The sequence below is a fragment of the Nocardia sp. NPDC051929 genome, assembly GCF_044548645.1.
In the GTDB taxonomy this organism is placed as follows: domain Bacteria; phylum Actinomycetota; class Actinomycetes; order Mycobacteriales; family Mycobacteriaceae; genus Nocardia; species Nocardia sichangensis.
The window spans coordinates 89,258-111,028 of sequence record NZ_JBIUCG010000004.1 but is presented as its reverse complement, the minus strand read 5'-3'; the positions used below and the strand labels follow the sequence as shown (position 1 = coordinate 111,028).

The following is a 21,771-nucleotide window of genomic DNA, read 5'->3' as shown; positions in this document are numbered from 1 at the left end:
CCGCCCGACTCTAGAACCGGAGACCGACGCGAATCAGTGCTCGTCGAAGTGACCGTCGTGGGCGGCGTGACGATGGCCGTCGTGCAGGTAGTCGACGTGGTCGCCGTGCTGGACGGCCTCGTGGCCGCAGTTCGGACCGTGCCGGTGCGGGTGATCGCGGCATTCGCAGTGCTCGGACCGCTCGCATTCGTCGTAGTGACCCGCGTGTTCGCGATGCAGATGACCATCGTGGGCGTAGTCGATGTGATCGCCGTGCTGGAACGCCGTGTGCCCGCAGTCCGGGCCGTGCACATGGTCGTGGCCGGTGTGCTGGGCGTGTGCTGTGGTCATCGAATTTCCCTCTTTCCTCGCGCGGATAGCTGGAATCGTGATGACAAATACATTAGCAGATGCGCATCAATGAAAGTTGCCCCGAATGTGCTACCGACTCAGAGCACCTGGGCGAGGAACCTCTGCAAACGCGGAGTCCGCGCGTCGTCGAACAAAGCGTCGGGCGTGCCGGTCTCCACGACCTGCCCCTGATCCATGAACACCACGCTGTCGGACACCGTGCGGGCGAAGCCCATCTCGTGGGTGACCACGACCATCGACATGCCGCCGGAGGCGAGGTCGGTCATCAAACCGAGCACGCCCTTCACCAGCTCGGGATCCAGCGCCGAGGTGGCCTCGTCGAAGAACATGAGTTCCGGCTGCATCGCCAGCGCCCGTGCGATGGCCACGCGCTGCTGCTGCCCGCCGGACAGGTTCCCGGGACGGGAATCGGCCTTGTCGGCCAGACCGACGATCTCCAATTGCTCGACGGCCAGCGCCCGTGCTCGGTCCTTGGACAGGCCGCGCAGCTTGCGCGGGCCCAGCGCGACGTTCTCCGCGACAGTCTTGTGCGGGAACAGATTGAAATGCTGGAACACCATGCCGATACGCTGCCGCAGCCGGTCCGGATTCTCGGTGAGCACGGACTTGCCGTCCAACAGCACGTCGCCCTGATCGGGCTCGTACAACCGGTTCAGCACCCGCAGCAGGGTCGACTTGCCCGACCCGGACGGCCCGATGACGGTGACGGTCTTGCCCGCGTCGACGTGGATGTCGATCCCGCGCAGCACGTGGTTGTGTCCGAGCGTCAGATGCAGTCCGGTACCGGTGAGGGAGGCACTCATCTATCCGCGCCCTTCCGTGATCGTGGCCGCCTCCACCTGGTCGATCGGCCGGTCGGGTCGGCCGGTCCGCATCCGGCGGTCGATGTAGTTCACCAGGTGGGTGAGCGGGATGGTGAGCAGCAGATAGGCCAGACCGGCGGCGACCAGCGGCGAGAGATTGCCGGTCTGCGCGTTGAGATCGCGGCCGACGGCGAACAGCTCGCGCTGGGTGGCGAGCAGGCCGAGGAAGTAGATCAGCGAGGAATCCTTGATGAGGGCGATGAACTGGTTCATCAGAGCCGGGAGCACCCGGCGCACGCCCTGCGGGATCACCACCAGCGTCATCGCCTGGCGGTAACCGAAACCGATGGCGCGCGCCGCCTCCAACTGCCCGGCCTCGACCGATTGGATGCCGGAGCGGAAGATCTCGCCGATGTAGGCCGAGGCGAGCAACGCCAGCGCGACCGCACCGAGCCAGTACGGGTTGTTGCCGGTGAGGTTGCGCACCACCGGCCCGACGCCGAGACCGATCAGCAGGATGATCACCACGGCGGGCAAACCGCGGAAGATGTCGGTGTAAACCCGCGCGGGCCAGCGCAACCAGCGAGTCCGCGAAATACCGGCGACCGCGAGCAGCATGCCGATCACGGTGCCGAGCGCACCCGAGACCACCGCGAGGATCAAGGTATTGGGCAGGCCGGTCTTCAACAGATCGGGAAATGCCTTGCGGTACAGCGACCAGTCGAAGAACGTCTCCCGCAACTGCTGCACCGTGGATTTCGGCGCGTTCTGCTCCGTCTCGTCCTTTTTCTTGCCCGCCGCGAGCGCCGCGAAGTCCGGCAGCTGCGGCGCGGGCGCGGCCCGCGAGCCCGGCTTCCAGCCCGGCGGCAGCTCCCGTGGCACCCAGTCGGTGTAGAGCTTGGCGTAGGTGCCGTCCGCGATCACCGCGTCCAGGCCGCTGTTGAGCGCGTCGATCAGCGGCTGGTTGTTCTTGGCGACCGCGTAGCCGACGAAGTTGTCCAGGCTGAAGGTGTTCTGCGACACCGATGTTCCGTCGCCCGGCTTGATCGCGCCTTCCGCTTGGGCGGACGGGGCCACCCAGGCGTCCACCTGGCCGGACTTCAAGTTGGCGTAGGCGGTGTTGTAGTCGGGGAACTTCACCGGGTCCAGATGCAGCTGGTTCACGACGAACTCGTCCTGCACGGTGCCCTGCACCACCGCGATCCGTGTGCTCCGGTTCAGGTCGGCGAACCCCTTGATGCCGCTGCCGCTCGGCACCACCAGGGAGAAGTAGCCGAAGTCGTAGCCGTTGGTGAAGCCGACCAGCTGGCGGCGCGCGTCGGTGGTGGTGATGTTGGACGAGCCCACGTCGAAGCGACCGCCGGACACCTGGGCGAGCAGCCCGGCGAACTCGGTGCCGGAGAACTCCACCTGGAGGCCGAGCTTCGCGCCGATCGCCTTCAGCAGCTCGTTGTCGAAGCCGGTGAACGTGCCCTGCCGGTCGACGCAGATGCTCGGCGGCGCGTCCGAGAGCGTGCCGACGCTGAGCTTGCCGGGCGTGATCAAGCCGAGCTTCGAGACGTCGATCGAGGTCAGCGGCGCGGTGGTCGCGGTGGTGTAGCGGTCGCTGCCCGCGGCGGCCGACGAGGCCAGGTTGGTCGGCGCGGCGGAGGCGGCGGCCGGGCCGGGCGGTGCGCAGAGGTTGCGCTCGGTGCTCGCGTCGTCGGAGCCGGAACCGCACGCCGTCGCGCTGAGACCGACGGCAAGCAATATCACGGCGATCAACGCACGAGACCGAACAGCGGGCAGAACAGCCATGACGGACAACCCTAGCGGCGGAATTCTGCTAACCCACGGCTACCCCAGGGCCGGAATTGCCGGAATCCATGCCGCTGCGGCGGTCCAGAGTTGCGATCACGGTGATTCGAACTCCACACCGCCCTCGCGCAACAGTCGCCGGGCAATCCGGATCAGGCCAGCCCGCTCACCGGTTCCGGGTTGACCTCGTCACGCCACCGCACGGCCTTCGCGACCTCGCTCAGGTCGTAATCCGGTCCGCTGGCCCCGATGGTGAAGGTGGTGACTCCCGCCTCGACGAAAGCGGGCGCCTTCTCCAGTCCCGGCCACTGCACCGAGCGCTCGATGCGCGCCTGGTCGGTGCCGACGGCGGCGCAGTGCTCGGCGAGCACCTTGTTCTTGTGCGCGAGCACGTCCAGGTCGGCGAAGGTGTGCCACATGTCGGCGTACTGCGCGACCAGCCGCAAGGTCTTCTTCTCGCCACCGCCGCCGATCAGGATCGGCAGGTCGCGAGTCGGGCGCGGATTGAGCTTCGGCAGCCGGGCGCTGATCCGGGCGAGCGTCTCCTTCAGCAACTCGAGCCTGCTGCCCGGGGTGCCGAATTCGTAGCCGTACTCGTCGTAGTCCTTCTCGAACCAGCCCGCGCCGATGCCGAGGATGAGCCGCCCGCCGCTGATGTGGTCGACGGTGCGCGCCATATCGGCCAGCAGATCCGGATTGCGGTAGCCGCCGCCGGTGACCAGCGCGCCGATCTCCACCCGTTCGGTCTGCTCGGCGAACGCGCCCAGCATCGTCCAGCACTCGAAGTGCGCGCCGTCGGGATCGCCGGTGAGCGGGTAGAAGTGGTCCCAATTGAACACGATGTCGACGCCCGCGTCCTCGCACCGCAACACCGCGTCACGGATGAGCCGGTACTCCGGCGCGTGCTGCGGTTGTAGCTGAACTCCGATACGAACTGGACGACTCATGGCATTACTCCTCGTCGCTCGGCCCGCCCCCGCCCCGAGGCTACCGGCGCGGTGGGGTTCCCGCAGGTCGCCGCACGATGCTTCCGGCGCGTCCGGCGGGGGCTAGGTTGAGACCCGATGCCGAGCCCGGCGAAGGGAGGTGTCGCCAGTGGCCGACGGCGAGAACGAAGTGGTTCGCGCGGTCGTCTCGACGATGCTGCGCGGTCGCGATCAGCTGATCGCCGAGCTGTCGGCGGTGATGCGCGCGCAAGTCGCGGCGCTCGACCTGGATACCCGGCTGCGGGGCCTGTTCGAGGCGGGCACCACCGACAATCTGATGTCCGTCCTCGACTTCGTGCAGAACGACGCCGCCGAGCACGACGTGCACGCCCCGGCGCGGGCGCTGGTGTACGCGCGCACGCTCGCGCAGCGCGACGTCCCGCTGTCGGCGCTGATGCGGGCGTACCGGGTGGGGCATGCCGGGTTCCTCGACATCGCAATGCGCTACGCGGCGGAACTGGGTGGCTCCGACAGCGCGGCGGCGATCATCCGGATCGTCCATCGCTCCGCGGTGTACATCGACCGGGTGTGCGAGCACGTCGGCATCGCCTACGAGCAGGAGCGCGACCGGTGGGTGGGCAGTCGCGGCGGCCTGCGTCAGGAATGGGTGGCGCGGGTGCTCGACGGCTCGGCCGACGACATCGGCCAGGCCGAGCAAGTGCTCGGCTATCCCTTGTCCGGCCGGCATGTCGCGGTGAACGCCTGGACCGAGCCGCAGCTGTCCGCACGGGCCGCGGTGGATGTCCTGGACGCCGTGCGCGCGGCGCTGGTTCCGCTGCTCGGCCACCCCCGCCGGGCGCTGCTGGTGCCGACCGACGAACGCGAAGTGCGGCTGTGGTTCTCGATCGCTCGGGACACGACCATCGATGCCGAGGCCATCGAGCGTGCCCTGTCGGCACTGGCGTTGCCGGTGCGTGTGGCGGTGGGCGGGCGCGGTTCCGGCGTCGCGGGATTCCGCCGCAGCCTGCGGCAAGCCGATCGGGTGCGCGAACTCGTGCTGCTGGCCGGTCCCGACGCGCCCCGCGCGGTGTCGCACGACCAGGTGGCGGCCGTCGCGCTGCTGGGCGGCGACATCGAGGAACTGCGCCAGTACGTGGCCGACTGCCTGGGTGAACTCGCGACCGGCAACCAGCGCAATCTCTGGCTGCGCGAAACCCTGCGCGTCTTCCTGGCCAACAACCGCAGCTACGCCGCGGCCGCGCAGGAGTTGGCCGTGCACCGCAACACCGTCCAGTACCGGGTGCGGCAGGCACTCGACCTGACCCGCCACGACTTCGACGATCACGATCGCACGCTGCACCTGCATCTGGCGTTGCAAGCCGCCCGCTGGTTCGGACCGGCGGTGCTGCAACCGTGCCCGGTGGCCTGAGCCGCGTCCTTCTGTGCGATGCGCACGAAAGTTGTACGAAGATTCAGCACCGGCGAATATGGCCCACCTCACATACCGGTTCGTACGATTCCTGCGAATGCGCAGCTCAGATGAGGAGAAATCGCTGTGTCGACGCTGGAAACCGTGCGCGGGCCGATCGATTCCGCCGAGCTCGGAGTGACACTTATGCACGAGCACGTCTTCGTGCTCACCGGGGACGTCCAGCAGAACTACCCGGCCGAATGGGGCTCCGAGGACGAACGCATCGCCGATGCCGTGCGACGGTTGCGGGTCGCCTACGACGCCGGGGTGCGGACGATCGTCGATCCGACGGTGGTCGGGCTGGGCCGCTACATCCCACGGATCCAGCGGATCGCCGAGCAGGTGCCGCTGAACCTGGTGGTCGCCACCGGCATCTACACCTACGGGGATGTCCCGTTCTTCTTCCACTACCGCGGCCCTGCGTTGAACGAGATCGTCGGCGCGCAGGTCCCCGACCCGATGGTCGACATGTTCGTCGGCGACATCCGCGACGGCATCGCGGGCACCGGGGTCAAGGCGGGCATGCTCAAGTGCGCGATCGACAAGCAAGGGCTGACCGCGGGCGTCGAACGGGTCATGCGCGCGGTCGCCAGGGCCCATCTCGAGACCGGCGTGCCGATCACGGTGCACACCCATCCGGAGTCGCGCGCCGGGCTCGACGTGAAGCGCGTGATGTGCGACGAGGAAGGCGTCGACCCGGGTCGCATCGTGCTCGGGCACAGCGGCGACACCACCGACTGCGATCACCTCGCCGAACTCGCCGACGCCGGCTTCGTGCTCGGCATGGACCGCTTCGGCATCAACCTCGACACCACCTTCGAAGCCCGCGCCGACACCCTGATCGAGATGGTCCGCCGCGGCTACACCGACCGGATGGTGCTGTCCCAGGACGCGAGCTGCTATATCGACTGGATCGAGCCCGCCGCCATGGCCGCCCTGCCGCAGTGGCACTACACCCACCTGTTCGACGATGTGTTCCCCTACGTGCTCGAACGCGATGTCACGGAGGAGCAGATCGACACCATGCTGGTCGACGTCCCGCGCGCGTTCTTCGAGGCGCGCACCCGCTGACGTGGCTCGTCGCCGGCCCGCCCGATAGGATCGCCGCACCCTTACTCGGATCGTCCGGCACGTTCCTGCCGGGATGGGATGTGAATTCGTCATGGCCACTGTGACCTTCGACAACGCGACGCGGCTCTACCCCGGATCCGCCAAACCCGCCGTGGATCGGCTGAACCTGGAGATCGAGGACGGCGAATTCCTCGTCCTGGTCGGTCCCTCCGGCTGCGGGAAATCGACCTCGTTGCGCATGCTCGCCGGGCTGGAGGAGGTCAACGGCGGACGCATCCTGATCGGCGAGAACGACGTCACGCACGCCGAGCCGAAGGAACGCGATATCGCCATGGTGTTCCAGAACTACGCGCTCTATCCGCACATGACCGTCGCGGAGAACATGGGCTTCGCGCTGAAGCTGGCCAAGGTGGCCAAGGCGGAGAAGGAGAAGCGGGTCCTGGAGGCGGCCAAGCTGCTGGACCTGGAGCCCTTCCTGGATCGCAAGCCGAAGGCGCTGTCCGGCGGCCAGCGTCAGCGGGTGGCGATGGGCCGCGCGATCGTGCGGCAGCCGCAGGTGTTCCTGATGGACGAGCCGCTGTCCAACCTGGACGCCAAGCTGCGCGTGCAGACCCGCACCCAGATCGCGCAGTTGCAGCGCAGGCTCGGCACCACCACGGTGTACGTCACCCACGACCAGGTCGAGGCGATGACCATGGGCGATCGGGTCGCGGTGCTGAAGGACGGCCTGTTGCAGCAGTGCGCCACTCCGCGCGACCTCTACCGCGATCCGGCCAACGTGTTCGTCGCGGGGTTCATGGGTTCGCCTGCCATGAACCTGTTCACGCTTCCGGTCACCGATAGCCGGGTGGAGCTGGGCGGGCACGCGATCGCGCTGCCGCGCACGGTCGCGGACGAGGCGGGGAACACCGTGACGGTCGGTATCCGCCCGGAGCATTTCGAACTGGGTAACGGCTCCGGCATCGAGATGGAAGTCGACGTGGTGGAGGAACTCGGTTCCGACGCCTACATCTACGGCCGCACCGTCGCCGAAGGCGGGACCGACGGCGCCGGGGAAACCATCGTCTCGCGCGCGGATTGGCGCAATCCGCCTGCGAAGGGCGCCCGGCTGCGGCTGGCCACCGCGCCGGAGCACGTCTACTTCTTCGACACCGAAGGACGCAGGCTCAACTGAGCACGCTGCCGGGTGGGCCGCACGGCTTCGGCTCTCGGCTCGATCCAGCGCGAGGCGGTCACCGCCGGCGGCTCGGCAGCTCAGGTGTGGTCGCGGCATCGCAGGTTGACGGCCCGCTCGGCACAGCGCCGCGAGCGGGCATCAGTCTGTCGCGTCCACTCGACGGCGCTCGCGCCGCTGCTGGGCGTACTCCTCGTTGAGCCGTACGCCCAGTTCCTCGAGTTCGATCTCGCGGCCGGACTCGCTGCGCACCTGCACCCGCACCGGGGCGCCGGTCGACTCCTCGACCAAGAGCAGTGGGGCAGGCCCCGGCTGCAAGTAGGCGTCGCCCCACTGCATGAGCGCCAGCACGGCGGGCAGTAGATCTCGTCCCATCCGGGTGAGCACGTATTCGTGCCTGGTGCGCTTGCCTTCCTCTCGGTAGGGCCGTTTCGCCAGCAAGCCCGCCTCGGTGAGCTTGCGCAACTGGGCCGCGGCCGCCGCGTCGGTGATGCCGACGCGGCTGGCGAACCCGTCGAACCGCCGGGTCCCGTAGTACGCCTCGCGCAGGATGAGCACCGCCGAACGCGTACCGACGATGTCCATCGCCTTGGCGATCGAGCATTCCTCGGCCTTCCACGCGCTGAGATCGGCCAACGGTCCTTCCATCACTGCTGCCATGACGAACATCATACCGGAGCTGACTTGTGTCAACTATTGCCAGGTGTAATCTGACTATGTGTTGATAGAGCCAGGCATGGCGGCCCGGCTCTCGGTCCGGAAGGAAGCACCATGAGAGACGCGGTGATCGTCGAAGCGGTACGCACGCCGATCGGCAAAGGCAAGCCGAACGGAGCACTGCACGACGTCAATGCGGTTGATCTGCTGGCCCACAGCCTGCGCGAGGTGGTGAACCGCAGCGGCATCGATCCCGCCCTCATCGATGACGTGATCGGCGGCGTCGTCACGCAGTTCGGCGAGCAGGGGGCGAATATGACACGGCGGGCCGCATTGGCCGCCGGATATCCCGAATCGGTCCCGGCCACCACCGTCGACCGGCAGTGCGGCAGCAGCCAGCAGGCGATCCACTTCGCCGCGCAAGGCGTGATCGCGGGCGCCTACGACATCGTGGTCGCCGCAGGCGTGGAGTCGATGGGCCGGATTCCCATGGGCGCCAATCTGGTCGGATCGGACGACATCTCCGGCGTCGGCTTCGCCGAGCGCTACCCGGAAGGCCTGGTGTCGCAGGGCATCAGCGCGGAGCTGATCGCGGCGAAATGGGAACTCACCCGCACCCAGCTGGACGAGTTCGCGCTCGCCAGCCACGAGAAGGCCGCGCTCGCCACCAAGAACGGCCTGTTCGCGCGGGAACTAGCGCCGATCAACGGACTCGCCACCGATGAGGGCATCCGGGTCGGTAGCACGCTGGAGACGCTGGGCGCACTCCGTCCCGCCTACTACGACCCGGCCATGGCCGCCCGCTTCCCGCAGATCGGCTGGGCGATCACGGCCGCGAGCGCGAGCCAGGTCAGCGACGGCAGCGCGGCGGTGCTCATCATGACCGGCGAGCGCGCGAAGGAACTCGGGCTGAAGCCGCTCGCCCGGCTGCACAGCTTCGCGGTGGCCGGCGACGACCCGCTGCTGATGCTCACCGCGGTGATCCCGGCGACCAGAAAGGTCTTGCAGCGGGCCGGTTTGCAGCTGTCGGACATCGACCTGATCGAGATCAACGAAGCGTTCTCGCCGGTGGTCCTGGCCTGGGCGCACGACACCGGTGCGGACCTGGCGAAGGTCAACGTCAACGGCGGCGCGATCGCGATCGGGCACCCGCTCGGCGCGTCCGGCGCACGCCTGATGACCACGCTGGTCCACGCCATGCAGGACCGCGGCGCCCGCTACGGCCTGCAAACCATGTGCGAGGCAGGTGGTCTGGCGAACGCCACCATCGTGGAGCGGCTGGGCTGATCCGCTTCTTTCCCAACCGAGTCCATAGGCGGATCTGCCGGTGGCGCAGAAGAAATGATCGGGCACACGCTGATGCTCGAACGCCGTCTACGGATTCCGCCCGGGCACAGTGGATACGTCGAGGAGTTCGGCCGGCCCGCCGCGAGGACGACCACTCCTCCGGTGTGCCTGCCGTTCGAAGGCGTATCCCGCCCAGCGGTTCCGGTTGGTCCAGCCGACCAGGTCGTAGCGCCACCGGAACGGACGCACGCGTGCGACCGTGTCGAACAGCACGGCTCCCAGCGCGGCGTAGTCGTCGTGCGCGGACAGCAACGCCCGCTGTCCGCGCGGCGAGGCTTGCAAGAAGGACTCGAACATCGCGATCGACTGGTCGGTGGTGAGCCGGCCCAGACCCCACAGCCCGCGCATCCGCATCCAGTAGACCAGCCGAGCCTGCCATGGCCACAATTCGGCAACCGGATCGCGTTCATCGCACACCGCACTGACCGCGGTGTCCACCAGGGCCAGCGAGTCGGCCACGCTGTAACTGGTAGTCGGGTGCATCATGCCGCCGCGCGAGCCGAAGGGAATCACCGCGCCCGACCCCTTCTTCGGTGGCGGCTGATCCAGCGGGTAGTGCGGGGCTTCGCACGGCTCCGCACCGGTCACCTGGACGCCATGCGCGGCGAGCCGATTCCGCAAACGCTTGCGCAGCTCATGCTGGGGCATACCGCCACGAAGGCCGAGACTGGTCTCCTCGAAAACCACTGTGCCATCGCCCACCGGCACCGCGTACAGGAACGACGGCGGCTCGTCCGGGCCCGCACCATTGTCGCGGCGCCAATCCAGGAGCAATCCCTCGCCCTCGGCGAGCATCGGCGCCGCGGTTTCGGCGGACACGAAAATTCCGTGCGCGCTCACCGCACGGCGCTGTTCGACCCGATGAAGCCCGCGGGCGTCGACGACCACCGCCGCGCGAACGATCCTGCCGTCCGCGAGTTCCACCTCGTGCGCGTCCACTCGAGTCGCCCGGCCGGCCAGCACCGTAGCGTCGTCGAGCGGCAACGCATCCCGCAGTCCCTGGTTCGAGAGCACGCAGTAGGGCCGTTCGATGCGGTGCTCGGTGCCGGCCCACGCCGTCATGGCTTCGAGACGGGCGGCGATCACGCTCGACGGCAGCCACTGCGGCAGTTCGTCGACCCAGCAGGCATAGGTAGGCGACCACAAGCGCTCCGGCCGCGGATCGATCGCCGTGACATAGAGCCCTGCGCGCATCGCCCGATGCGCCAGCGCGCGACCCGTCGGACCGAGTCCCACCACACAAAGTTCTATTTCCAGACCCACCCGGTCAGTATGAAGAAGATCGACCGGCACCCTCCGCTCGAAAACTGCCCACACCTGGGCAGATCGAACTCGGAGCAGCGGCAGATCAATAGGAGACCAGCACGACCGCGATCAAGAAGCCGACCAGCCAGGATTCGAGGATCAGCGGCACCGCGATCAGCGGAGTCCAAGCGATCGGCCTCCGGTCGCGCACCTTCTCCAGGGCCGAGACGACCGCTGCGAGCACCGACGCCACGATGCCCGCCCAGGCGATGACCTGTGCCCACGGCAGGTACCCGACGCCTCGGCCCTCGTGTCCGTCGCGCAGGAGCACTTCGTAGAGCGGGACGAAAGCGGCCATCACCCAGCCGAATCCGAGGACGATCACCGACCCCAGCGCCACGCGCAAGGCATCGGCCGTTCGTCGCCGGATGTGCCACGCCATTGCTTCAGCATGACCGGTCAACGGCCGCAGGGCATCTCAAGCGCCTGTGTAGACCTGGGAAGCCAGCGCGACGCCGCCGGCGAACGACAGGACGATGAGCGCCATCGCCAGCACCGGCCAGTACCACATGTACCAACGCTTGATCGCGGCGAGAACAAGGATCGCGGTAACCCCGACGATCGCGGTCGCCGTCCCGCCCCACGACACCGCGAACGCCCAGCCGAGGTATTCGGTGCGGCAGTTGTCCTGACCGCACGGATCTGAGGCGAAGGCGAAGAAGACGGTGAAATAGGCGGCGGCCGCACCCAGAACTACGGCGACGGAGTACAGCACGACTGCGAGTACGACGTCCCAGGTCCGCACCGGCCGCTGCCCTACGGGCGGCGTGCCGTACGGCCAAGGCTGCGGAGTACCGGTGTGGATCATGACGCCAACGATCCCGTCTCGCGCGCCGGGCCGACTCGGGGAAACTACTCGAGTCCGCATGCGCAATCCCGCGATCGGCCGCCGCAGCCGCATAAGCTGGTCGGCGATGAGCGACTCCGCAGCGCAGAACATCGTCTACGCCATTCCGATGCGCACCCGCTTCCGTGGCATCACGGTGCGCGAGGGCATGCTGATCCACGGGCCGCTCGGCTGGGGCGAATTCTGTCCGTTTCCCGAATACGACGACCGGGAGGCCGCCGGCTGGCTGGCCACCGCCGTGGAGCAGGTAACCACCGGCTGGCCCGAACCGGTGCGGGATCGCATTCCGATCAATTGCACCGTGCCCGCCGTCGACCCGCGGCAGGCGCACGCGATCGTGGCCCGATCCGGCTGCCGCACCGCCAAGGTGAAAGTCGCCGACCACCCGGAATCGCTCGCCGAGGATCTGGCCAGGGTGGAGGCGGTCCGCGACGCGCTCGGCCCCAACGGCGCGATCCGAGTCGACGCCAACGCGGTCTGGGATATCGACACCGCGGTGCGCCACATCGAACTGATCGACAAGGCCGCGGGCGGGCTGGAGTACGTGGAACAGCCGTGCCGCACCATCGAGGAGCTCGCCGCGGTGCGCCGCCGCGTGGACGTGCGCATCGCCGCCGACGAATCCATCCGCCGCGCCGAGGACCCGATGCGGGTCGCGGTCGCCGGGGCCGCCGACATCGCCGTCCTCAAATGCACGCCGCTCGGCGGAGTCCGCCGCGCCTTGCAGGTGGCCGAGGCAGCCGGGCTGCCCTGCGTGGTCTCCTCCGCCTTGGAGACCAGCGTCGGCCTCGCCGCCCAGCTGGCGCTGGCCGGGGCGCTGCCCGAACTCGACTTCGCCTGCGGGCTGGGCACGCTGAGCCTGCTCACCGGGGACGTGACGCGCGGATCCCTGCGTGCGGTCGACGGTTACCTCCCGGTTCTGCGCACCCCACCCGAGCCGGAACCGGAATTGCTCGAAAGCCATCGGCAGCCCGATGCCGATCGCGCCGCCTGGTGGCAGGACCGCTTGGCTCGCGTCAGTGCCCTCGCCGCACAGAAGAACCCGGCCACATAACGCGCGTGGTTGCAACGGGTCCACCTCGCACCCCCAAGCGACACCTGTGTTCGGGGTCAGGCAGGTGTGGCAGCGTGCACCGAACCCCTCAGGATCTGCTATACCCTGCTACTCCCGAGACCGAGACGAGCACGCGTACCAGCGGCGCAGGTAACGCACCAACTCCACGGCCAAGATCAACGCCGACCCGTTACTCGAGCCTTCTCCTACTCCAGCAGCGCACCTCGATCCCACCAGACCCTACACAGGACCGCTAGGCTCAACATCGCCTCATATTCGCAGGCAAGGGCGGCCTAGCGGCCACGATGACAGCCGCCTGGATCGCCATTCCCGGTCACCAGGTGAATGCCTGATCGCGAAACCTGGTAAAGAATCGCCGGCCGCTCACCCGATCCGGACGCCGCATCCCAGCATCGTCGTGCGCAAGAGCAACGCTGCCTCAGGACCGACGACGCCGTCTACGAGGTCCACGTAGCGGTCGCAGAATTCCGGGCCGTGCGGGGCTGCCGACTCGGGGGCGGATTCGAGGTGATGCGCCAGTTCGTGCAGGATGACCAATTCCCGCAGCGCCCACGCGGTGCCGCCGGTGTGCAGCGGAACCGCCAGAACGTTCCCGGCCGCCTCGTAGTGCGCGGCCGTTGTTCCGGCGCGAGAACGGACGCGCACCGCCACGGCGGCCCGCTCCCAGCGCGCCCGCACCCAATTGAGCGCCAGCACCTTGTCCGTATAACTCTGTACGGATTCCACCGAGGCGAAGCGGCGCTCGATCGGCAACGTGAGCTGCGAACCATAGAGTTCGACGGTGCGCACACCGTGCTCGTCCGCGCGATCGAACACCCCGCGTACCAACTGCTCGGCGTCGTAGACCTTGGCACGCTGGCCGTCGCGCACGGTCATCGCCGCGCCGCCGATCCCACGGGCGGCATCGGCCTGTCGCCGAGTTGCGCCGACCGGACCCCGGCAGCCGCTCGCCCGGTTCGGCCCGTGACGTTCACGCCGGTCAACCGCCCTCGGAAGAGTTCAACTTCTTACGCGCGGCGGGCAGTTCGGGCGAATTACCGATCCGTGCGGCCCGCCCCGCCCGGTCCCCCGCCGCCCGCGCCGCCGCCGAATGTCCCGCCGACTCCTGCGGCCCGCGCCAGGTGCCGCGCGCCTCCGACGTCTTCGCGTAGAAGTCTGTGAGCTCGATCTCCTTGTTCCGCAGGGCCAGCGCCGTCCCGGACACCTCGGCGTCGCGTGGCAACACTTCGGCTTCCACCTCGGCCTTGACCTCCGACAGCCGCCGCCCGATCCGCGCGGCGAACGCCATCTGGAAATTCAGCCGCGCCGTCACACCGGCGACCGGCGCCTGCACCCGGCGCCGCACCTGGCGACCCCACCGCTTCTCCACCACGATCTTCTCGACGGTGGCCGATCGGTAGGCCCCCGACTTGATGTACTGGTCGGACGCGCGCACCATCTGCACGAGCAGGCTGGCGTAGAGCGCCTCGCAGGTGTCGATGTCGGAGTCGAACCCGTAGGCGTAGACCTGTGTCGAAGTCCGGGCGACGTCACAGCGCACGTCGTTCGCGGCCGCGATCGCGACGAACAGCTGGACATAGGTGCGCAACCCGCGTTTGCCGGGCTCGCCGATCGGAATGATCCGCTGCACCGGTGTGGGCCTGCGCTCGCGTCCCGCGATGTGCGCCCGCGCCACGGCGAGGTCGATGGACGACTTAGTGGCCAGCCGCTGAGCAGCGGCGAGAAACGCCTCGGCCTCGTGTTCGTTGTCCGTGCACTCGGCCTTGCGCAGCAGCCCACCGATGCGCGTGAGCATCCGATCGGGAACCGCGTTCGGCGAAGACATCGCGCCCCAGCCTAGTGGGCGAGTTCCAGCCACTGTCCCGCACGCCGGATCGGCACCATGTATCTTGCCTTGTGCACCGGCAGGGTGTGCTGCCGCTCACGAACGATCCTGGAGTGTTTGCGATGGCTGTGAAGAAGGTGACGTCCCTACGTTCGTCGCTCGTACCGCGGGCCGCGGTGGCCCTCGCGTCGGTCGGGCTGCTGACCGCGACGTTCACCAGCGCCTGCTCCAGCGACAGCAGCGGGAGCCCGATCAGCCAGAATCTCACCGGTCGCGGCCCGATCACCTACGTCGAGGGCAAGGACACCACCGAGACCGGCGCGGTGAAGCAGCTGATCGAGCGCTGGAACGCCGCGCACCCGGACGAGCAGGTGACGTTCAAGGAGCAGTCGAACGACGCCTCGCAGCAGTACGACGACCTGGTCGAGCACATGCGTTCCAAGCAGTCCAACTACGACGTGGTCGCCTTGGACGTGCCGTGGACCGCCGAGTTCGCCGCCAAGGGCTGGATCCAGCCGTTGAAAGATTCCTTCGCCATCGACACCAGCGCGCTGCTGTCCCCGCCGGTCGCCAGCGCCACCTACAACAACACGTTGTACGCCGCGCCGCGCAACACCAACGGCGGCCTGCTGTTCTACCGCAAGGATTTGGTGCCGAACCCGCCCAAGACCTGGAACGAGCTGCTGGCCCAGTGCCCCATCGCGCGCCAGCAGAACATCGGTTGCTACGCGGGTCAGTTCGCGCCCTACGAGGGTCTGACCGTGAACGCGGCCGAGGTGATCAACGCCTACGGCGGCAGCTTCGTCGGCGCCGACGGCAAGACCCCCACGGTGAACAGCCCGCAGTCCCGCGCCGGACTGAAGGTCCTGGTCGACGCCTACAACAACGGCGACATTCCCAAAGAGGCCATCACCTTCAAGGAGCCCGAGTCCAGCAACGCCTTCGCGACGGGCAAGCTGATGTTCCTGCGCTCGTGGCCGTCCACCTTCGGTGACGTCGGCGGCGAGGCCTCCGCCGTGAAGGACAAGTTCGCGGTCGCCCCGCTGCCGGGGGAGAACGGCGTCGGCGCCTCCACCCTCGGCGGCTACAACGCGGCGATCAGCGCGTACTCCAAGAACAAGGCAACCGCGCTGGACTTCCTGCGCTTCCTGATCAGCGAGGACGCGCAGCACATCGTCGCCGCGGGCGCGCTGCCCTCGGTGCGCGCGTCCATGTACGACGACCCGGCGCTGATCGCGAAGATGCCGTACCTGCCCGCGCTCAAGGACTCCATCGCCAGCGCCGTGCCGCGCCCGGTGACGCCGTTCTACCCCGCCGTGAGCAAGGCCATCCAGGACAACGCCTATGCTGCGTTGAACGGAACCAAGTCCGTCGACGACGCGATCACCGGTATGCAAAAGGGCATCGAAACCGCTGGATCGTGAGCGGTTGAACGCAACGGACCCGACGAACCCGCAGGAGAGAAACGGTGTCGGATCCTTCGGGAACGGCGACTAGCGTGCCGAAAGACGAATTCGTTCCGGCCAGGCGCGGCTTCGCCGCCAGGCTGGCCTCGGAGCTGCGTCGCTCCGGGAAAGCCTGGCTGTTCGTCACCCCCGTCCTGATCGCGCTCGCGGTCGTCATCGGTTATCCCGTGTTCCGGGCGCTGTGGATGTCCTTCCAGAAGGACTCGGGACTCGACCCGGCGACCGGCATGTTCGTCGAAGGCGGCAACGCCGGGTTCGACAATTACACGCACTGGCTGCTGCAACAGTGCCAGATCGCGACCGGCGAGACGGTGCCGTGCCCGACCGGCAATCTCGGCTCGCAATTCTGGCTGGCCATCGGGGTCACGCTGTTCTTCACGGTCGTCACCGTCGCGCTGGAGGCCACGATCGGCCTCGGCATGGCCATGGTGATGGGTAAGACCTTCCGTGGCCGGGCGCTGCTGCGCGCGGCCGTGCTGATCCCGTGGGCGATCCCGACCGCCGTCACCGCGCGGTTGTGGGAATTCATGTTCCAGTACGACGGCGTGGTGAACCGCGTGCTCGGCACGCACATCCTGTGGACTTCGGACCCGTGGCCCGCCCGGATCGCGGTGATCGCGGCCGACGTCTGGAAGACCACGCCGTTCATGGCGCTGCTGCTGCTGGCAGGCCTGCAAGTCATCCCGGCCGACGTGTACGAGGCGGCTCGCGTCGACGGCGCGTCGGCCTGGCAGCGGTTCACCCAGATCACGCTGCCGCTGCTGAAGCCGGCCCTGCTGGTCGCGGTGCTGTTCCGGACCATGGACGCGCTGCGGATGTACGACCTGCCCGCGATCATGACGCTGGGCAACCCCGCCACCCGCACGGTATCCATCCTGGTGGTCGATCAGGTCCGGCAAGGCCCCAACAGCGCGGCCGCGTTGTCCACGATCACCTTCCTTTTGATCTTCGCCGTGGCGTTCGTGCTGGTGAAGATCCTGGGCGCCAACGCGGTTCGTACCCAGGAAGAACAGCGGGAGGCGCACTGATGTCCGTGCAGACAGCGGAGCAGGCCGTGACGAGCGAATCCGCCGCGGCGCCGGTGCCGTGGACCAAACGCATCGGCTCGGTACGGCTGTACCTGGGCGCGCTGATCGTGCTGGTGTGGGGGCTCGCGCCGTTCTACTGGATGGCGGTCACCGCGTTCCGCGATCCCGACTACACCTTCGACAACACTCCGTGGCCGACCCACGTGACGCTGGAGAACTTCCGCAACGCGTTCGACACCAGCCGCGGCAACGACTTCGGCAAGGCGCTGGTCAACAGCCTCGTCATCGGCTCCATCACGACGGTGATCGCGCTGGGGATCGGCGTGCTGGCCGCGTACGCGCTGGCCCGGCTCACCTTCCACGGCAAGTACGTGGTGTCCGGACTGATTCTCAGCGCCTCGATGTTCCCGGTGGTCGTCCTGGTGACCCCGCTGTTCCAGCTCTTCACCAACCTCGGCTGGATCGGCGAATACCAGGCGATGATCATTCCGAACATCTCGTTCGTGCTGCCGATGACGGTCTACATCCTCGCGTCCTTCTTCGCCGAACTGCCGTGGGAACTCGAAGAAGCCGCGCGGATCGACGGCGCCACCAAACTGCAGGCCTTCCGCTTGGTGATGCTGCCCCTGGCCGCTCCCGCCGTGTTCACCACCGCGATCCTCGCGTTCATCGCGGCGGTCAACGAATACCTGCTCGCCCGTTTGCTTTCCAGCGACAAGACCGAGCCGGTCACCGTCGCCATCGCCCGCTTCTCCGGCAACAACCCGCTGGTGCAGCCGTACGCGGCGATCATGGCGGCAGGCACGATCGTCACCATCCCGCTGGTCGTCATGGTCCTGATCTTCCAGCGCCGGATCATCTCCGGCCTCACCGCGGGCGGCGTGAAGAGCTGAGTCTTTTGCCGCTTCGCTCGAAACCCGTGGTTGAGCTGTGTGGTGGCGTTGGCGGGATCGCTAGGGACAGATAGGTTCGCCGCTTCGCGCAGCACGCATATGGTCTGCGTGCACCGCTGTGTCAACGGCCCGAGAAGTGGAAACCCGGTTGTGAACGTACGCGGTAAACTCGGCCTTTCGATGCTCTTTTCCGTCCGTTCGTGCAGGTGAGTTCGTCCGACGCTCCGGGAGGAGATGATCGTGAGCTCGTTCCGCAAACCGCGTGAACGCAGGCGTGGCGCCAAGGGGGGTCCTCCGACCGCACCGTATGCCTCGATCGCGGGCTGGACGCAGCGGCCGGATACGGCGAACCGGAACGCGCGGGAGCGGCGCGAGCGCGCGGCGGCTCGCCGGAAATCGCGACCGACCGCGCCACGCCCCGCGGAGCCGGATCGTCCGCCGCGCAGCCGGGCCGAACGCATCCGTCGCCTGCTGCTGGCCTTGTTCATCATCTTCGGCGTGGTGCCCGCGTTGCTGTCGGTCCTGGCGTACTGGAGCGCCGAGATCCCGGATCCGAATGCGGTGCAGACCAATCAGATCGCGACCGTCTTCGCCGCCGACGGCAGCACCGTGCTCGCGAAAATCGTCCCGCCGGACGGGAATCGGACGCCGGTCCCGTTGTCCGATGTGCCGCGCCCGGTGCGCGACGCGGTGCTGTCGGCGGAGGACCGCAATTTCTACACCAATCCCGGTTATTCGACTTCCGGCTTCCTGCGCGCCGCGCGAGACAATCTGCTCGGCAAGGACAACGCGGGCGGCGGCTCCACCATCACCCAGCAGTACGTGAAGAACGCCTTTCTCGGCTCCGAGCGCACGGTCACCCGCAAGATGCGCGAGCTGATCATCGCGGCGAAGATGGCACGGCAGTGGAGCAAAGACGACATCCTCGCCGCCTACCTCAACACCATCTACTACGGCCGCGGGTCGTACGGCATCGGCGCGGCGGCCAAGGTCTACTTCGACAAGCAGGTCGACCAGCTGACCCTCGCGGAGGGCGCGGTGCTCGCGGCGCTGATCCGCACGCCCTCGATCCTGGATCCGGAAACCCACCTCGCGGACCTGAAGGCCCGCTGGCGGTACGTGATCGACGGAATGGTCGAGATGGGCGCGCTCGCGCCGGGCGATCGGGACGCGACCACCTTTCCGCCGATCATCCCGCTCAGCCAGATCCCGGACGAGAACGTGGCTCGCGGCCCCGAGGGCCTGATCCGCAACCAGGTCGTGCGCGAGCTGCGCGACTCCGGCATCAGCGAGCGCGACTTGAACAAGGGCGCGCTGCAGATCACCACCACCATCGACGCCAGAGCGCAGCACGCGGTACTGGGCGCGGTGCGCGACCGGCTCGGTGCGCAGCCACCGGAACTGCGCGCCGCGGTGGTGTCGATCGATCCGCGTTCCGGCGCGGTACGCGCGTACTTCGGCGGCTACGACGGCATCGGCTTCGACTTCGCCCAGGCGCCGTTGCAGACCGGCTCGGCGTTCAAGGTCTTCGCGGCGATCGCCGCGCAACAGCAGAGCATTCCGCTCTCCCGCGTGCTGGACAGCTCCCCCGTGACCGACCGCGGTACCCGGATCACCAACGTGGACGGCGAATCGTGCGGCAAGTGCACCATGGCCGAGGCGCTCAAACGCTCGCTGAACACCAGCTTCTACCGGCTGACCATGACGATGTTCGACGGTCCTCAGTCCATCGCGGACGCGGCGCACGCGGCGGGGATTCCGGAGGAGCTGCCCGGCGTCGCGGGCAAGACCCTTACCGAGGACGGCGGGAAACCGCTGAACGGAATCGTCCTCGGGCAGTATTCGGTCCGGCCGATCGATATGGCCTCGGCGTATGCCACGATCGGCGCGTCGGGCGTCCACCACCGGCCGTACTTCGTGCAGCGAGTGGTGACCGGTGACGGGCGGGTGCTGCTGGATCGCGGCGAGCAAAAGGTCGGCGACCAGCCGCCCGCGGGTCAACAGCGCATCTCCAAGACGATCGCGGAGAACACCGTCGAGGCGATGCTCCCGATCGCGGCCTACTCCAACGGGCACGCGCTGAAGAACAACCGCCCATCGGCAGCCAAGACAGGTACCACGCAGTTCGGCGCGAGCGAGTCGAACAAGGACGCGTGGATGATCGGCTTCACCCCGTCGCTGTCCACGGCGGTGTGGGTCGGAACCGATCAGCCACAACCGATCCGCACCGCACGCGGAGCCGACATCTACGGCTCCGGCCTGCCCGCCGACATCTGGAAACAGGTCATGGACGACGCGCTCGACGGCGCTCCGATCGAACAGTTCCCTGGTGCGCAGGCTCCGGGCGCGCAAGCCCCGGCCCGGCCGAATCCGAGCAAGCCGCCCTCCGGCGGTCCCTACGACATCCTGAACCCACCGCAGCCGTCATCGCAGCGCGAGCCCGTCGTCATCATCCCGCCCAGCCCGCAACCGCCAAGCGAGGTCGAGATTTTCCCCGGACTGAGCATTCCGGTTCCTGGATAGCGATGATGCTGTGACCTTCCGTGGCCCGGCGGAACGCATGACATGGCAGCATCGTTTGCCAGAGTGAGAGCGAACAGCGAGTGCGTCGGAACGGGCCGACGCCGAAACCGCGAAAACAATGCGGAAGGATATGCGCCCGAGCGACGACAGCGCGGCGCGAGCGACGGGCCCGGAGGCGGTAGCCTGCGTCACCACGGAGGGCACCGGGACCGACGCCAATTGAGGACAGACGAGACATAGGGGCTACGCCGGTGGATTTCAATGTCGTTGACCAACCCGAGACGCTGGTGGCGGGAACAGTGCTTCGCAGCCCCGCGCTCGCGGTCGAGGGGCCGCGCCGCGCGAAAGTCGAAGAGGCGTGGAAGCGCAACCTGGCCCGCAAGCTGCCCGGACCGCCGACCACCGCGTACGTCGACCACGCGCCGGAGATCAATTCGTACCTGACCCATATCGTCGGCTACCGCTGTCACGGCTTGGCCGACCTGCAGCCCGGAGACGTGCTCGCCCGGGTGCCCGCCGGGCGCTTCGCCCGGTTCGTCGCCAGTGGAGACAATCTCGGCGACACCATCGTGAGCATCTGGCGAGCAGTGTGGGACGCGGAGGCCGCGGGGCGACTCATTCGCGCTTATACCGGCGACTGGGAACACTATCCGGACGCACGGACGGTGGAAGTTTTCGTGGCAGTGGCAGACGATCAGGGCAACGGGTAGGAACAGACAGTGGACTTCGAGATCGTCACATTGCCGCAGAGCATGGTCGCGGGCCTGACCGTGCCGCTGGCCGGCCGGGAGGTGACCGCGCGTGACCTCGACCTGGTGAACTTCACCTGGGATCGCTATCTGGCGCGGGAGAAGAACGTGCCGCGGGTGGCGGCCTACATCGGTCAGAACGACCACGCCGTCGCCGTACTCGGCTACGAGATCGGCGCGATGGACGAGCTGGACTCCGGCGATGTGCTCACCATCATCCCGCAGGGCCGCTACGCCAAGTTCGTCGTCTCCGACAAGCCCTACGACCTGCTGCGCACCGCCTGGGCACAGGTGGCGAAGGCGGAGAACGCGGGAACCATCACCCGCTCCCACACCGCGGAGGTGGAGCGCTACACCGGCCCGGCGTCGGTGGAGGTCTACGTCTCGCTGGACTAGCGCGGACGCCGCACAACGCAGCCGGCCGGAGGCTTCTGCCTCCGGCCGGCTTGCGTCGGTGTCACCG

21 protein-coding genes are annotated in these 21,771 nt (G+C 67.9%); 11 read left to right on the top strand and 10 right to left on the bottom strand.

The annotated features are described in order from the left end of the window. Window positions 1–33 precede the first annotated feature (33 nt). The 4 genes from ACIHAX_RS06520 to ACIHAX_RS06505 form a co-directional block, all read right to left on the bottom strand. Window positions 34–330 carry a hypothetical protein gene (locus ACIHAX_RS06520; RefSeq protein ID WP_355071217.1) on the bottom strand — a complete coding sequence of 99 codons (297 nt, stop codon included), beginning with the start codon at window positions 328–330 and terminating at the stop codon, window positions 34–36. A 98-nt stretch (window positions 331–428) separates the two neighbouring features. Then, a complete protein-coding gene (locus ACIHAX_RS06515) occupies window positions 429–1,154 on the bottom strand; it encodes an amino acid ABC transporter ATP-binding protein (RefSeq protein WP_355071216.1) in 726 nt (241 codons plus the stop codon). Next, the gene (locus ACIHAX_RS06510) at window positions 1,155–2,951 is read right to left on the bottom strand and encodes an ABC transporter substrate-binding protein/permease (RefSeq protein ID WP_355071214.1); all 1,797 of its coding nucleotides are present in this window, start codon (window positions 2,949–2,951) and stop codon (window positions 1,155–1,157) included. A gap of 152 nt (window positions 2,952–3,103) precedes the next feature. After that, the gene (locus ACIHAX_RS06505) at window positions 3,104–3,898 is read right to left on the bottom strand and encodes an LLM class F420-dependent oxidoreductase (protein WP_355071212.1); all 795 of its coding nucleotides are present in this window, start codon (window positions 3,896–3,898) and stop codon (window positions 3,104–3,106) included. A 148-nt stretch (window positions 3,899–4,046) separates the two neighbouring features. Here ACIHAX_RS06505 and ACIHAX_RS06500 point away from each other — a divergent pair, with 148 nt between their 5' ends. From ACIHAX_RS06500 to ACIHAX_RS06490, 3 genes are all read left to right on the top strand, one after another. Continuing rightward, complete coding sequence (locus ACIHAX_RS06500; protein ID WP_364424808.1) at window positions 4,047–5,306, top strand: helix-turn-helix domain-containing protein; 1,260 nt, start codon at window positions 4,047–4,049, stop codon at window positions 5,304–5,306. A gap of 126 nt (window positions 5,307–5,432) precedes the next feature. Then, on the top strand, window positions 5,433–6,419 hold the full coding sequence (locus tag ACIHAX_RS06495; protein ID WP_356963081.1) for a phosphotriesterase-related protein: 987 nt from the start codon (window positions 5,433–5,435) through the stop codon (window positions 6,417–6,419). 91 nt (window positions 6,420–6,510) lie between these two features. Continuing rightward, on the top strand, window positions 6,511–7,593 hold the full coding sequence (locus tag ACIHAX_RS06490; protein ID WP_355071208.1) for a sn-glycerol-3-phosphate ABC transporter ATP-binding protein UgpC: 1,083 nt from the start codon (window positions 6,511–6,513) through the stop codon (window positions 7,591–7,593). Window positions 7,594–7,734: 141 nt separating this feature from the next. Here ACIHAX_RS06490 and ACIHAX_RS06485 read toward each other — a convergent pair whose 3' ends face one another. Next, on the bottom strand, window positions 7,735–8,265 hold the full coding sequence (locus tag ACIHAX_RS06485) for a winged helix-turn-helix transcriptional regulator (RefSeq protein ID WP_397276351.1): 531 nt from the start codon (window positions 8,263–8,265) through the stop codon (window positions 7,735–7,737). A gap of 99 nt (window positions 8,266–8,364) precedes the next feature. On the opposite strand from ACIHAX_RS06485, the gene ACIHAX_RS06480 reads away from it, so the two are divergent. After that, complete coding sequence (locus ACIHAX_RS06480) at window positions 8,365–9,537, top strand: thiolase family protein (RefSeq protein ID WP_364424811.1); 1,173 nt, start codon at window positions 8,365–8,367, stop codon at window positions 9,535–9,537. A gap of 87 nt (window positions 9,538–9,624) precedes the next feature. Here ACIHAX_RS06480 and ACIHAX_RS06475 read toward each other — a convergent pair whose 3' ends face one another. The 3 genes from ACIHAX_RS06475 to ACIHAX_RS06465 form a co-directional block, all read right to left on the bottom strand. After that, window positions 9,625–10,860 carry a lycopene cyclase family protein gene (locus ACIHAX_RS06475; RefSeq protein ID WP_397276141.1) on the bottom strand — a complete coding sequence of 412 codons (1,236 nt, stop codon included), beginning with the start codon at window positions 10,858–10,860 and terminating at the stop codon, window positions 9,625–9,627. 85 nt (window positions 10,861–10,945) lie between these two features. Beyond that, entirely contained in the window at window positions 10,946–11,284 is a 339-nt protein-coding gene (locus tag ACIHAX_RS06470; protein WP_355071203.1) for a hypothetical protein, read from the bottom strand. Between the two features lie 36 nt (window positions 11,285–11,320). After that, complete coding sequence (locus tag ACIHAX_RS06465) at window positions 11,321–11,710, bottom strand: hypothetical protein (RefSeq protein WP_355071201.1); 390 nt, start codon at window positions 11,708–11,710, stop codon at window positions 11,321–11,323. A 106-nt stretch (window positions 11,711–11,816) separates the two neighbouring features. Between ACIHAX_RS06465 and ACIHAX_RS06460 the strand changes: the two genes are divergently transcribed. Next, complete coding sequence (locus ACIHAX_RS06460) at window positions 11,817–12,803, top strand: o-succinylbenzoate synthase (RefSeq protein ID WP_397276139.1); 987 nt, start codon at window positions 11,817–11,819, stop codon at window positions 12,801–12,803. Between the two features lie 384 nt (window positions 12,804–13,187). Here ACIHAX_RS06460 and ACIHAX_RS06455 read toward each other — a convergent pair whose 3' ends face one another. Together ACIHAX_RS06455 and ACIHAX_RS06450 are read right to left on the bottom strand one after the other, a co-directional pair. Next, the gene (locus ACIHAX_RS06455) at window positions 13,188–13,700 is read right to left on the bottom strand and encodes a TIGR04338 family metallohydrolase (RefSeq protein ID WP_364424812.1); all 513 of its coding nucleotides are present in this window, start codon (window positions 13,698–13,700) and stop codon (window positions 13,188–13,190) included. A 103-nt stretch (window positions 13,701–13,803) separates the two neighbouring features. Beyond that, window positions 13,804–14,649 carry a DUF2786 domain-containing protein gene (locus tag ACIHAX_RS06450; protein WP_355071196.1) on the bottom strand — a complete coding sequence of 282 codons (846 nt, stop codon included), beginning with the start codon at window positions 14,647–14,649 and terminating at the stop codon, window positions 13,804–13,806. Between the two features lie 122 nt (window positions 14,650–14,771). Here ACIHAX_RS06450 and ACIHAX_RS06445 point away from each other — a divergent pair, with 122 nt between their 5' ends. The 6 genes from ACIHAX_RS06445 to ACIHAX_RS06420 all read left to right on the top strand — a co-directional run bounded on the left by ACIHAX_RS06445 (window position 14,772) and on the right by ACIHAX_RS06420 (window position 21,704). Continuing rightward, window positions 14,772–16,073, top strand: a complete 1,302-nt coding sequence (locus ACIHAX_RS06445; protein ID WP_356963088.1) for an ABC transporter substrate-binding protein — start codon at window positions 14,772–14,774, stop codon at window positions 16,071–16,073. A 44-nt stretch (window positions 16,074–16,117) separates the two neighbouring features. Further along, window positions 16,118–17,143: a carbohydrate ABC transporter permease gene (locus ACIHAX_RS06440; protein WP_397276136.1), complete on the top strand. Its 1,026-nt coding sequence runs from the start codon at window positions 16,118–16,120 to the stop codon at window positions 17,141–17,143. Then, a complete protein-coding gene (locus tag ACIHAX_RS06435) occupies window positions 17,143–18,036 on the top strand; it encodes a carbohydrate ABC transporter permease (protein WP_355071192.1) in 894 nt (297 codons plus the stop codon). The genes ACIHAX_RS06440 and ACIHAX_RS06435 overlap by 1 nt, the downstream gene beginning before the upstream one ends. Before the next feature lie 234 nt (window positions 18,037–18,270). Next, window positions 18,271–20,559, top strand: coding sequence for a transglycosylase domain-containing protein (locus ACIHAX_RS06430; RefSeq protein ID WP_397276134.1), 2,289 nt, complete (start codon window positions 18,271–18,273; stop codon window positions 20,557–20,559). 251 nt (window positions 20,560–20,810) lie between these two features. Then, entirely contained in the window at window positions 20,811–21,269 is a 459-nt protein-coding gene (locus tag ACIHAX_RS06425) for a GyrI-like domain-containing protein (RefSeq protein ID WP_355071188.1), read from the top strand. A gap of 9 nt (window positions 21,270–21,278) precedes the next feature. Then, complete coding sequence (locus tag ACIHAX_RS06420) at window positions 21,279–21,704, top strand: GyrI-like domain-containing protein (protein ID WP_355071187.1); 426 nt, start codon at window positions 21,279–21,281, stop codon at window positions 21,702–21,704. Window positions 21,705–21,771 lie beyond the last annotated feature (67 nt).